Raw genomic sequence first — 12,447 nt, 5'->3', positions numbered from 1 at the left:
TCCACGGAAACCGTAGATACTCCGCACTCCTGACCGATGCCCCTTGCCGAAGGGGGCCGATTCTCGTAGTGTAAACCCTATCCTGGTGAACCCATTCTGGATGTCATATGGATCTGGATCTGAATAAATTCCGAACGCTGATACCGATTAATGCCCTCTACGAGGACAATCTCCTCTATCTGGCCGATCACGCCAGGGTGGAACGCTACCTGAACGGCGAGCAGATTTTCAATATCGGGGACACTGACCCGGACAATATCTTTCTCATGTCCGGCGAGGTCTGCCTCACCTCCGCCGAGGGGGAGGAGATTCTGGTCTCGGCCGGTTCGGACCGGGGCCTGCACGCATTGGCCAGCCGCAAACCCCGGCACTACCGTGGCGTAGTGGTATCGCAGGCGGCCACTATCGTCCGCTTCGACTCCGCACTGCTGGAACGTTTGCTGGCCTGGGGTCACTTTTCGCCGGAGTTTGCCGCCGACAACAGCAGCGATACCGACGCCGGTCCCAATGCGGAAGAGAGCGAATGGATGATGTCGATGATGCAGACCACCGCTTTCATGCGCCTGCCGGCAGCAAATATCCAGAACCTGTTCTCCCATATGGAAGAGATCCAGGCCCGGGCCGGAGACCTGATTGTGCAGAGCGGTGAACCGGGTGACTACTACTACGTCATCAAGCAGGGTCGCTGCCAGGTCACCCTGCCCTCGGATACCGGTGAAGTGGTACTGGCCGAACTGGGTCCCTGCAGCAGTTTTGGGGAAGAGGCACTGATCAGTGATTCCGTGCGTAATGCCAATGTCACCATGCTGACCAACGGAAAGCTGATGCGTCTTGCCAAGCAGGATTTTTTACAGCTGCTGGAAGCCCCGCTGCTGCAATGGATCGACTACCCGACCCTGGTCAAGATGGCGGCCGAAGGGGCTGTTCGTATCGATGTGCGATTCCGGCGGGAGTTTGAGCATAACGGATTGCGGGGCAGTATCAACATCCCCCAGAACCAGCTGCGGGGTGCGATTCCCGAACTGGACAAGAGCAAACAATATATTGTCTATTGCGACTCCGGGCAGCGCAGCGCAACCTGCGCATTTCTGTTGAGTCAGCAGGGGTTTGATGTCTACGTGCTGGAGGGTGGTCTCTCCGCCATTCGCAGCTGACAGCAGCTTCGTACAACCGGACAGTGTTGCGCCGGCTCGCCCTGCTCGATCGCTCCTGTGGACTTGGCCACGAACCCACCAGCTGCAGCTCATCACCTCGACTGGCCGGTAGGAAATTAGCGTAACCTGCTTTGACAACTGACTTTTTGTCGACTATTTAAACCGGTTTATTAACTGTTGTGGCGCCCATCCAGGGCTGCGGACAATCCCATGTTATGTTCAGTCGCCGCAACAGACTATCCCGCAGCACCGGCTCACAACGGCACACCCCGATGACCTCGGCAATCTCACCATCGATTTCCAGTAACGGTATCCGATCCCGCATCCAGGGGAACACCCCGGCCCCCTGCAGCAGCTGTTTCAGCCGCTTACTCTGGCCCCGGCCCAGGGGACGGCAGATCTCACCGCCCCGACGAAAAGTGATACGGCAGACCCCGGAGGCCGCCAAACCGGTTCCCCCCTCCTCGCCGGTGTGGAATTGCAACCGGCCCAGACCTGCCGGCAGCATCAGTTCCGATTCGCCACGCCAGACCAGGGATGGCACTGAATCAAACGCCGGCAGCGGCGACATCAGGTAAAGGGCATCCCGGTAACGTCTGACTTCTGCCCCGGACCAGGTAACCAGGGGATTCCGGTCCGGGCGTGCACCTAACACCTCACTGATGATCCGTTTCAGAACGGCGGCTGACGGAAGAGTGAAGCCGGCCTGTCCGATCCAGAGCCGCAACAGGGCCCCCTGTTGATCGGTTGGCAGCGCATTCAGTGCCGATATGGATAGCGATCCATCCTGCTGACCCCGGATCTGGTTGAGTTGCTCGCTCAGCAAGCCGGCAATCAGCTGATCCGCCTCGGCACAGTGGCGGGCGCTGCGGGACAGGGTCCGGGTAGTCGCCGGCCAGCGCGACTTGAGCAGTGGAATCACTTTATGCCTCAGGTAATTCCGATCAAATTCCGTATCCTGATTACTGCCATCCTCGATCCACTGCAAGTGGTTCCGGGTGGCATATTGAAGTAACTCATCGCGGCTGACATCCAGTAACGGCCTGGCATGCATGCCTTTATCGAATGGGCTCAGCATCGGCATGGCCGCCAGACCGCTCAAACCGGCTCCGCGTAACAGTTGCAACAACAGGGTCTCCGCCTGGTCATCCTGATGGTGGGCGGTGAGCAACATTTCATCGCGGTGGATCTGTTCCGCCAGCACGCCATAACGGGCCTGCCGTGCAACGTTCTCCAGGCTCTCACCCTTGATTGGCTTTAACTCCAGGGAGAAGCTTACCAGTGGAATATCCAGATCCCGGCAGACCGCCTCGCAGTGCCGGTGCCAGTCACTTGAGCTGGCCTGCAGGCCGTGATCGATATGGATCGCCCGGAGCGGAGCCGACAGGCGATCACCCAGCTGGGCAAGAGCGTGCAGCAGGACATGGGAGTCCATGCCGCCGCTGAAACCGACCAGGTATCCGCTGGGTGTGGAGAGGTTGCGCAGGCTATTGAGCAGATGATCGGGGCTGAACGACATGACTGGATAAGCTCCGAAGCAGCCGTGAGAACAGCTTCAATGACGAATTGGCAGTTTCCGCTGACTGGGGTACTGCGCTGCCCCGCATCTGTAGTCGGGACAGCCCCTGGGACAACCTGCTGTGGTTGTCCGGTGGTCAGGAATCATGCCCGCAGAATGCCGCTACCCCATTCAGCCGGCAAGGCCGGATCAGCTCTGGAAGGCCCCGTATCCCATCAGGCGCTGATAACGCTCTTCCAGCAACTGTTCCATCGGTTTCTCATCAAGCTCCTGCAACGACTCAAGGAGTACGGCCTTGATGTTACTGGCGGCGGCTTGCGGGTCCCGGTGCGCACCACCGGGTGGCTCCGGAATAATGGCATCGATCAGGCCCAGCTCTTTCAGACGATCCGAGGTGATGGCCATCGCCTCGGCTGCCAGGGGCGCCTTGTCGGCACTCTTCCAGAGAATCGAGGCACACCCTTCCGGCGAGATCACCGAATAGGTGCTGTACTCCAGCATCATCAGTCGATCACCCACGCCGATGGCCAGCGCGCCACCGGACCCCCCTTCTCCCATCACGGTGCAGACTATAGGGGTTTTCAGCCCGGACATCACCAGCAGGTTTTTCGCAATCGCTTCACTCTGACCGCGCTCTTCCGCGCCGATGCCCGGATAGGCCCCGGGGGTATCGATAAAGGTGAGAACCGGCAGTTTGAAACGTTCTGCAGTCTCCATCAGGCGCAGCGCCTTGCGGTAGCCCTCGGGACGCGGCATGCCAAAGTTTCGGAACAGCTTCTCCTTGGTATCCCGCCCCTTCTGGTGACCAATAATCATTACCGGCCGGCCGTCGATACGGGCCACCCCCCCGACGATGGCATGATCGTCGGCGAAGGCCCGGTCACCATGCATCTCGTGGAAGTCATCAAATATGTATTCGATATAGTTGAGCAGATAGGGGCGCAGAGGATGGCGCGCTACCTGGGCAATCTGCCACGGCTTCAGGTTCTGATAGAGCGACTCGGTCAGCGACTTGCTCTTGTTCTCCAGACGGGTAATCTCGTCCTGGATATTGATCTCGTTATCATTGCCGACCAGACGCAACTCTTCGATCTTCGCCTCGAGTTCGGCAATGGGTTGTTCAAATTCAAGAAAATTCATGTCCATTTGCGAAATATACCGGATTAAGTTTGGATAGAACAGGTCAGGGAGCCATCTGACGGTAGCGGCTTCCGACCAACAGGTGACAGGTCCACTGGATGGGCGCCAACACCTGCAGGAAACTGGTCAGAGCGACGCGACAGCCTGCGTCCGCTCCGGCACCCGGCCCCGGGCATAAACCACCTCTACTGACTCCTGGCCCAGCAGACGGGAAAGTTGCCGCAACAGCTCATCGGTTGGGTGCACACGCCACTGCTCATCGCAGTTCAGCGTGCCCTGGGCACTCTGCCCACGGTAACAGAACTGAATATCACACAATCCCCCCTTGTGGGGTTCCAGTATGCCACCCAGTTGTTGGGCAAAAGTGTCGGCCGTCAGCCGTTTTTCCGACAGCAACCGGTGATCCCAGCTGAGCCGCAGAGCGGCTGCATTCAGCTCCCGCGCCTGCTGGAACTCCATCACCTGGTCAACCCGAATACTCAGGCCGCCGCGATACTCATCATAATTCAGATTACCCGCCACCAGGAGAATCCGGTCACTGACCAGTTGCTCCTTGAATGACTCGTAAGCATCGGAAAACAGGGTGATCTCGATCCTGCCACTGCGATCGTCCAGGATCACCGTACCCATTCGACCACGCTGGGTCTGCCGATGGCTCACCGAGAGGGCCAGTCCAGCCACGATCACCCGCTGCTTGGAACGCCGTTGATAGCCGCCGCCCTCCGTACCGCCCTCCAGCGCCAGGTTGCCGATCCGGGTGATACCCAAGCCGCCCATCTCCGGCACGTAACGATCAATCGGATGGCCGGTGAGGTAGAGACCCAGGGTCTCCTTCTCACCCTGCAGGCGGATCTCGTCTTCCCACTCCTCACAATCCTCCGGGACCATCTGGCCCGGCGCAGCCACCTGGGGCTCCGGCGCAGCGATACCGAACAGATCCTCCTGCCCGGCCGCCTGGCTGGCGTGATGCTGCTCGGCCATTTTCAGCGCCAGCGGCAACTGGTTCATGAGACTGGCGCGATTGGCGCCGAGTTCGTCCAGCGCACCGGCCCGAAGCAGGGACTCCAGCACCCGGCGATTCACTTTGCGCTGGTCGATACGGCGACAGAATTCGAAAATATCCCGGAACGGGCCACCTGACTGCCGGGCCTCGATAATGCTCTCGATGGCCGACTCGCCCACTCCCTTGATGGCACCCAGGCCGTAGATCACCTCATTCTCTTTCCCTACGGTGAACATATACTCGGAGTAGTTCACGTGGGGCGGATTGACCACCAGATCCATGCTGCGACACTCTTCGATCAGTGTCACCACCTTGTCGGTGGAGTCCATATCGGCGGACAGGACCGCAGCCATGAAGGCCGACGGGTAGTGTGCCTTGAGCCACATGGTCTGGTAAGAGACCAGGGCATAGGCGGCGGAGTGGGACTTGTTGAAACCGTAGCCGGCGAACTTCTCCATCAGGTCGAAGATGTAGGTGGCCACATCCTCGTCCACGCCCCGCGCCACGGCGCCGGCCCGGAAGATCTCACCCTGCTTCTTCATCTCCTCAGGCTTTTTCTTACCCATGGCGCGCCGCAGCAGATCGGCGCCGCCCAGGGAGTAGCCGGCCAGCACCTGGGCGATCTGCATCACCTGCTCCTGGTACAGGATCACCCCGTAGGTGGAGCGCAGGATCGGCTCCAGATCCGGGTGTGGATAGACCACCTCCTGCTCTCCATGCTTACGGGCGATGAAGTCATCCACCATACCCGATTGCAGCGGTCCGGGGCGGAACAGGGCCACCAGGGCGGTGATGTCATCGAAACAGTCCGGCTTAAGCTTCTTGATCAGCTCCTTCATACCACGGGATTCCAGCTGGAACACCGCTGTGGTTTCGCACCTTTTCAGCAGGGCGAACGCCTCCGGATCATCCATGGGGATCAGGCTGATATCCACCGGCTCCTGGCCCTGTTCGGCGCGCTTGCGATTGACTGTTTTCAAAGCCCAGTCCACGATGGTGAGCGTGCGCAGCCCCAGGAAGTCGAACTTCACCAGGCCCACCTGCTCCACGTCATCCTTGTCGAACTGGGTGACCAGGTTATCCCCCCCCGGCTCACAGTAAAGCGGGGTGAAGTCGGTCAGCAGGCCCGGTGCAATCACCACACCACCGGCATGCTTGCCGGCATTCCGGGCCACCCCTTCCAGCTTCTTCGCCATGTCGATCAGCTGGGTCACCTCCTCCTCATCACGGTAGGCGGCCGCCAGATCCTCGCTCTCCTCCAGGGCCTTTTTCAGGGTCATGCCGATCTCAAACGGGATCATCTTGGCGATACGGTCAGTAAACCCGTAGGGATGACCCAGTACGCGCCCCACGTCCCTGACTACCGCCTTGGCCGCCATGGAGCCGTAGGTGATGATCTGGGAGACCGAATCACGGCCATATTTGCGCGCCACATAGTCGATCACCCGGTCCCGGTTATCCATGCAGAAGTCGACATCAAAGTCGGGCATGGAGACACGCTCCGGATTGAGGAATCGTTCGAACAGCAGATCGTGTTCGATCGGGTCCAGATCGGTGATCTTCAGGGCATAGGCAACGATGGAGCCGGCGCCAGAGCCACGCCCCGGCCCGACCGGAATACCATTATCCTTGGCCCACTGGATAAAGTCCGCCACGATCAGGAAGTAGCCGGGGAAGCCCATCTGGTTGATCACATCCAGCTCGACCTGGAGACGGTCATCATAGACCTTGCGCCGCTCAGCATAGTCGGGGGCGGTGCGATCCAGGATGATCTCCAGCCGCTGTTCCAGACCACGCTTTGACTCCCGGGAGAAGTACTCCTCGATGGTCATATTGTCGGGGATGGGGAAATCGGGCAGAAAGTTTTTGCCCAGCGTCAGTTCGATATTGCAGCGCCGCGCAATCTCCACGCTGTTCTCCAGCGCTTCCGGGATATCGGCGAACAGCTCCGCCATCTCCTGCGGAGTGCGCAGATACTGCTCCCGGCTGAAGTGTTTGGGTCGTCTGGAATCATCCAGCGTGCGTCCTTCATGGATGCAGACCCGCACCTCGTGCGCCTCGAAATCATCCGGGGTGAGAAAGCGTACATCGTTAGTGGCCACCACCGGTACATCCAGGCGACTGGCCAGATCCACACTGGCATGGAGACAGCGCTCCTCCCCTTCCCGTCCGGTACGATGCAGCTCCAGATAGTAACGGTCGCCAAACAGATCGAGCCAATGGCGCAGGCGCTGCTCCGCGTCCGTCGTGTGGCCGGTCAGCAGGGCCCGACCCACATCCCCGGCCCGGCCACCGGACAGGGCGATCAAACCTTCACAGCTCTCTCGGGTGAACCAGTCCGCTTCCAGCATCGCCTTGCCCAGGTGCTGGCCCTCCCGATAACTCCGCGATACCAGGCAGGTGAGGTTGCGATAGCCCCGGGGATTCTGCACCAGCAGCAGCAGACGAAACGGGGTATTGGGATCCTCCGGATCCCGTATCCAGACATCCACACCACTGATCGGCTTCACCCCGGCCGCGATCGATGCCTTGTAAAACTTGACCAGGGAGAACAGGTTAGACTGATCCGTCATGGCCACTGCCGGCATGCCCAGCTCAGCGACCCGGGCCACCAGCGGCTTGATCCGCACCAGCCCATCTACCAGGGAGTATTCAGAGTGGACACGCAGATGGATAAAAACTGGATTCATGCGGCAATTCCCAGTGACACACCCGGACGGGCGGCCTTCGGCCGTGAAAACTGGCTGTGCTGGCTAATGATCATAGCGTTGTATTGTAACCCACTGGGTGATGGTTTTTTCAGATCGGAATCATGTTTGTCCCGGGCAGGTCGGTCCCACCAGTAATAACGGCCCTGGTATGCCGGCCTTCCCCTCACACCGCTGGCTCTGCGCCCCTAGTCACCCTGCAACAGCTTCCTGACCGGGCCAAACGAGCGTCGATGGATCGGACTGACCCCAAGCTCCAGCAGCGCCGCCACATGGAACTTGGTCGGATAACCCTTATGCCTGGCCAGACCATAACCGGGATACTGCCGGTCCAGCTGCACCATCTCCTGATCCCGGGCCACCTTGGCCAGGATCGAGGCAGCGCTGATGGACGCTTCACTGGCATCGCCACCCACAATCGCTTCTGCACTGCAGGGCAGTTCGGGACAGCGATTGCCGTCGATCAGGGCGTGATCGGGAGGTACAACAAGGGCCTCAACGGCCCGCCGCATGGCCAGCAGGCTGGCATGGAGTATATTGAGCCGGTCGATTTCCGCCACTTCCGCCCGCCCCAGGGCCCAGCAGAGTGCCCGCTTCCGGATCACCAGCGCCAATTCCTCGCGCCGTTTCTCGCTCAGTTTTTTGGAATCCGCCAGCCCCTCGATGGGGTGATCCGGATCCAGTATAACGGCAGCCGCCACCACCGGGCCGGCCAGCGGACCCCGACCCACCTCGTCCACGCCGGCGATACGCATCAAGGTCGTCATAAATGCTCCCGGTCCCGGTTAATCAGGGACAATACCGCCTCTGCCGCCTTGCGACTGGAGTCCTGTTGCAGTTGCCGGTGCAGCTGCTGATAACGCTGCTGAATCTGTTTGATCCGTGCGGGTGATTCGATCAACTCACTCAGGGCATCCGCCAACGCGCCGGGTGTGGCCGCATGCTGGATAAACTCCGGCGCCAACGCCTCCCCGGCCAACAGGTTGGCCATCGCCACGTAGGGTATCCTGACCAGGTTGAAGCGGTTAACAATCCAGTAGGTCAGCCCATTGAGCCGATAGGCCACCACCATGGCCCGCCCCAGCAGCAGAGCCTCCAAAGTGGCGGTACCGGAGGCGGTCAGCACCACATCGGCGGCGGTCATCACGTCCCTGGCCTGCCCGTCAATCAGGGTAACCGGCAGGTCCGGCGCCTCGCGATGGAGGATCACCTCGAACGCCTCCCGGGTACGCTGATTAATCAACGGCACCAGGAAATGGATGTCGGGATAACGCTCTGTCAGCTGAGAAGCGGCCTGAATAAAAGTGGCCGCCAGCGCCTGGACCTCCCCCATTCGACTGCCCGGAAGCATGGCGACCACGTGGGGTTTATCGCTCACCCCCAACTGCTCCCGGGCCGCGGAACGATCGTTCTCCAGCGGAATCTCGTCCGCCAGGGGATGGCCCACGTATTGAACCGGCACCTGATGCTGTTCAAGAAAATCGGTTTCAAATGGAAAAATACTCAGCATCAGGTCCACTGCGGCGCGGATCTTCTTGACCCGCCCCGGACGCCAGGCCCAGACCGTGGGACTGACGTAGTGGACAGTGGGAATCCCGGCTTTTTTCAGTGCGGTTTCCAGACCCAGGTTAAAATCCGGTGCATCAATACCGATAAACACATCCGGCGGATCCTGGCGAAAATGGTTAATCAACTGTTTACGCAGGGACAGCAGCTCGGGGAGATGTTTCAACACCTCTATCAGCCCCATCACCGACAGCCGCTCCATGGAGAACAGGCTTTGACAGCCCTGCGCGATCATGAGCGGCCCGCCCACCCCCACAAACTGGGCATCCGGATAGCGCTGCCTGATCTCCCGGATTACTCCGGCACCCAGCAGGTCGCCTGAGGGCTCATTGGCAACGATTCCAACTTTCAGCATGATGAGTTGATTCAGTTATGGGTTCGAAGGTCGGGGGTTTAAGTATCAGATAGGGCCAAGCCGGGCTGGAGCGTAGGGGCCCAGCATCAATACGGGACTATTCGGGTCAGCGGGCAATGCCCCGCTCGCTCCGCTCCAGAAAATCGATATAGAGCCCGATCTCCGTACACTCCTGTGCAAGCTCCCGCAGGGCCACCAGCGCTTCTTCGATAGTATGCTGCTGCTTGTAAATGATCTTATAGCCCCGTTTGATCTGCTGAATCGTCTCGCTGCTGAAACTCCGGCGGCGCAGTCCTTCCGAGTTGATACCGCAGGTTCTGGCCGGATGTCCACTTACTGTAATGTAGGGCGGGATATCCTTGTTGATCACCGAACCCATGGCACAGAAGCTGTGCGCACCGATATGGGAAAACTGATGGGCCATGGTAAATCCGCCCAGTATGGCCCAGTCACCAATAACCACATGCCCCCCCAGAGAGGCGGCGTTGGCCATGATGATATGGTCCCCCAGTTGGCAGTCGTGGGCCACATGGGTATAGGCCATCAACAGATTGTCATTACCGATCCGGGTGGCCACCGCGTCCTGGGCAGTACCCCGATTGATGGTGGTGAATTCACGGATCACGTTGCGATCGCCAATCTCCAGGCGCGTCTCTTCACCCGCATATTTTTTATCCTGCGGATCTTCACCCACCGAAGCAAACTGAAAAATCTGGTTATCCTGCCCAATGGTGGTCGGGCCCTTGATGACGGCATGGGGACCGATACGGGTTCCCCGGCCAATCCGGACACCGGCGCCAACCACGGAGAAGGGTCCGACCGAAACCCCTTCATCCAGTTCAGCAGCAGGATCAATGAGCGCTTTTGGATCAATCAAGGAGCAAAATCCCTGGCAGTACACATGATTTCAGCAGTAGCGGCTATCTGTCCATCGACTTTAGCGCTACATGAAAATTTACCAATACCGCGTTTGATCGACTCCTGGTTCACTTCCAGCAGGAGTTGATCCCCCGGCTCCACCGGCCGTCTGAAACGCGCCTTGTCAATGCCCACGAACAGATAGACCGTGGAGTCATTCACCGTATCCGGGTTCGACTCCATGGCCAGCAAACCCGTGGCCTGCGCCATCGCCTCCACAATCAGTACACCGGGCATCACCGGCCTGATGGGGAAATGGCCGTTAAAAAACGGCTCGTTATAGGTGACATTTTTCAGCGCCAGCAATCGGCTATCCTTCTCGAATTCGAGTACGCGGTCGATCAGGAGAAACGGGTAGCGATGCGGCAGCAGTGACAGCACCTTATTGATATCCATTGTAGTCAAAATGACTCCCCCTGCCGCTGCCCCAGTAAAGCAGCGATCAAGATTAAAAGTTATTAAATAAGCCGCACACGCAGAGGGTCAGTCCTGCTCAGCAGCATCATTATCGGTATTTTGGTTCATAACCTGCTTTTCCAGCGCGCTCAGACGTTGCATGACACTTTCCAGGCGCCGGATCCGGGCGATGGTTTTGCGCCAGTCACTATTCGGGACAGCTGGCAGGTTACCGCTGTAGTACCCGGGTTCCTTGAAGGAGCGGGTAACCAGCGATTGGCCGGAAAAGTGCACATTGTCACCAATTTCCAGATGACCGGAAATACCCACGCCACCACCCAGGGTGCAGTATTTGCCGATCGAGGTGGAACCGGCTATCCCGGCACATCCGGCAATGGCGGTGTGCGCTCCGATCTGCACGTTATGGGCGATCTGGATCTGGTTATCCAGCCGGACCCCCTCCCCGATCACCGTATCCCGCAAAGCGCCACGGTCAACAGTGGTGTTGGCACCGATCTCCACATCATCACCCACCCGGACAATACCGATCTGGGGCACTTTTACCCAGGCGCCGCGGTCGTTGGCATTACCGAACCCGTCACTGCCGATAACCGCGCCCGGATGTATCAGCACCCGTTTGCCGATCACCGTACCGGAGCAGATGGTGACATTGGCCACCAGCCGGCTGTTTTCCCCAATGACACTGGCATCCTCCACCACACAGCCGGGACCGACCCGCACGCCAGCCTGCAGCTCGACATTTTTACCAATCACGGCGCAGGGACCAACCCAGGCACTTGGGTCGATCCGGGCATCCGGGTCAACTACAGCAGACGCATGCACGCCACCGGCCATATCGGCCACCGGGTAGAGCAGAGAAGCCACCCGGGCATAGGTGAGATAGGGATTGTCTGAAATCAGTCCCGCAACCTGGGCCTGGGCGGCATCTTCCCGACGCAGGATAACCGCCGACGCCCCGGTGGTGGGCAGATAGTGGCGATATTTGCTGTTGGCGAGAAAGCAGATCGCACCTTCAGTGGCATCCTGAATGGTGTCGGCATGGGTGATCCGCACCTCGCCATCGCCCAGCAGTTCGGCCCCGACACGCGCCGCCAAATCGGCGAGGCGAAACACTTCGCTGTTCACCGGCCGATCCTATTTAGAGCTACTGTGCAGCTCTTCAAGGCGTTGCAGAACCTTATTAGTCAGATCGACCCGTTTATTGAAATAAGCCACCCCATCGGTGAGAATCAGGTCAACCTGCTCCTCTTCACCGATCTGGCTGACCACTTCGCCAACCTTTCGCAGCAGACGATTGACCGCCTCATTCCGGCGCAGATTGGCATCTTCCCGAAACTCCGCCCGGGCATTGGTCAGCTGTCGACGTCGGGAGCGAATATCGTTCTCCAGCCGCTTGGCCTCTTCCGTGCTCATCACTGCCGCATCACGGGCCAGTTTCTCTTCAAGCTGCTTCAGCTGCTTCGCCTTGGCAATCAGATCCTGATCCCGCGCCTGAAACTCCTTCTTCAGAGTATTGCTGATCGCCTCGGCCTGGGGTGATTTCTCCATCACTTTATTCAGGTCTACCACGCCCACTTTGAAATCGGCCGCACCAGCTACTGAAACCAGGCCGAACAGTAAAACAGCAAGAATACTTAAGACTGACTTCTTCAACTTAATCTCCTAAC

The 12,447-nt window shown here is 59.1% G+C and carries 10 protein-coding genes; 1 reads left to right on the top strand and 9 read right to left on the bottom strand.

The genetic code is table 11. From position 1 onward, the window contains the following. Positions 1–107 precede the first annotated feature (107 nt). Positions 108–1,154: a cyclic nucleotide-binding domain-containing protein gene (locus AAY24_RS01980; protein ID WP_046858256.1), complete on the top strand. Its 1,047-nt coding sequence runs from the start codon at positions 108–110 to the stop codon at positions 1,152–1,154. Between the two features lie 157 nt (positions 1,155–1,311). Here AAY24_RS01980 and tilS read toward each other — a convergent pair whose 3' ends face one another. The 9 genes from tilS to AAY24_RS01935 all read right to left on the bottom strand — a co-directional run bounded on the left by tilS (position 1,312) and on the right by AAY24_RS01935 (position 12,433). Continuing rightward, the gene (tilS, locus tag AAY24_RS01975; RefSeq protein ID WP_052761000.1) at positions 1,312–2,673 is read right to left on the bottom strand and encodes a tRNA lysidine(34) synthetase TilS; all 1,362 of its coding nucleotides are present in this window, start codon (positions 2,671–2,673) and stop codon (positions 1,312–1,314) included. Between the two features lie 189 nt (positions 2,674–2,862). Continuing rightward, positions 2,863–3,819 carry an acetyl-CoA carboxylase carboxyl transferase subunit alpha gene (gene accA, locus AAY24_RS01970; protein WP_046858255.1) on the bottom strand — a complete coding sequence of 319 codons (957 nt, stop codon included), beginning with the start codon at positions 3,817–3,819 and terminating at the stop codon, positions 2,863–2,865. 120 nt (positions 3,820–3,939) lie between these two features. After that, the gene (gene dnaE, locus AAY24_RS01965) at positions 3,940–7,506 is read right to left on the bottom strand and encodes a DNA polymerase III subunit alpha (protein WP_046858254.1); all 3,567 of its coding nucleotides are present in this window, start codon (positions 7,504–7,506) and stop codon (positions 3,940–3,942) included. A gap of 206 nt (positions 7,507–7,712) precedes the next feature. Then, a complete protein-coding gene (rnhB, locus tag AAY24_RS01960; RefSeq protein ID WP_046858253.1) occupies positions 7,713–8,291 on the bottom strand; it encodes a ribonuclease HII in 579 nt (192 codons plus the stop codon). Further along, entirely contained in the window at positions 8,288–9,445 is a 1,158-nt protein-coding gene (gene lpxB / locus AAY24_RS01955; protein ID WP_046858252.1) for a lipid-A-disaccharide synthase, read from the bottom strand. Before lpxB ends, rnhB begins: the two co-directional genes overlap by 4 nt. Positions 9,446–9,551: 106 nt before the next feature. Continuing rightward, entirely contained in the window at positions 9,552–10,322 is a 771-nt protein-coding gene (gene lpxA, locus AAY24_RS01950; protein ID WP_046858251.1) for an acyl-ACP--UDP-N-acetylglucosamine O-acyltransferase, read from the bottom strand. Beyond that, on the bottom strand, positions 10,319–10,759 hold the full coding sequence (gene fabZ / locus AAY24_RS01945) for a 3-hydroxyacyl-ACP dehydratase FabZ (RefSeq protein WP_082116986.1): 441 nt from the start codon (positions 10,757–10,759) through the stop codon (positions 10,319–10,321). Before fabZ ends, lpxA begins: the two co-directional genes overlap by 4 nt. An 87-nt stretch (positions 10,760–10,846) precedes the next feature. Next, positions 10,847–11,905, bottom strand: coding sequence for a UDP-3-O-(3-hydroxymyristoyl)glucosamine N-acyltransferase (gene lpxD, locus AAY24_RS01940; protein ID WP_199930463.1), 1,059 nt, complete (start codon positions 11,903–11,905; stop codon positions 10,847–10,849). A gap of 9 nt (positions 11,906–11,914) precedes the next feature. Then, positions 11,915–12,433: an OmpH/Skp family outer membrane protein gene (locus AAY24_RS01935; protein ID WP_234422229.1), complete on the bottom strand. Its 519-nt coding sequence runs from the start codon at positions 12,431–12,433 to the stop codon at positions 11,915–11,917. Positions 12,434–12,447 lie beyond the last annotated feature (14 nt).

The sequence above is a fragment of the Sedimenticola thiotaurini genome (genome assembly GCF_001007875.1).
Classification (GTDB): Bacteria; Pseudomonadota; Gammaproteobacteria; order Chromatiales; family Chromatiaceae; genus Sedimenticola; species Sedimenticola thiotaurini.
Note: the sequence above shows the minus strand (reverse complement) of the source record. Positions and strands in the feature narration are given on the sequence as shown.

Excerpts from the sequence above, each read along its gene's own strand:
- AAY24_RS01980 (WP_046858256.1), top strand. The coding sequence starts at position 108 with ATGGATCTGGATCTGAATAAATTCCGAACGCTGATACCGATTAATGCC.
- tilS (WP_052761000.1), bottom strand. The coding sequence starts at position 2,673 with ATGTCGTTCAGCCCCGATCATCTGCTCAATAGCCTGCGCAACCTCTCC.
- accA (WP_046858255.1), bottom strand. The coding sequence starts at position 3,819 with ATGGACATGAATTTTCTTGAATTTGAACAACCCATTGCCGAACTCGAG.
- dnaE (WP_046858254.1), bottom strand. The coding sequence starts at position 7,506 with ATGAATCCAGTTTTTATCCATCTGCGTGTCCACTCTGAATACTCCCTG.
- rnhB (WP_046858253.1), bottom strand. The coding sequence starts at position 8,291 with ATGACGACCTTGATGCGTATCGCCGGCGTGGACGAGGTGGGTCGGGGT.
- lpxB (WP_046858252.1), bottom strand. The coding sequence starts at position 9,445 with ATGCTGAAAGTTGGAATCGTTGCCAATGAGCCCTCAGGCGACCTGCTG.
- fabZ (WP_082116986.1), bottom strand. The coding sequence starts at position 10,759 with ATGGATATCAATAAGGTGCTGTCACTGCTGCCGCATCGCTACCCGTTT.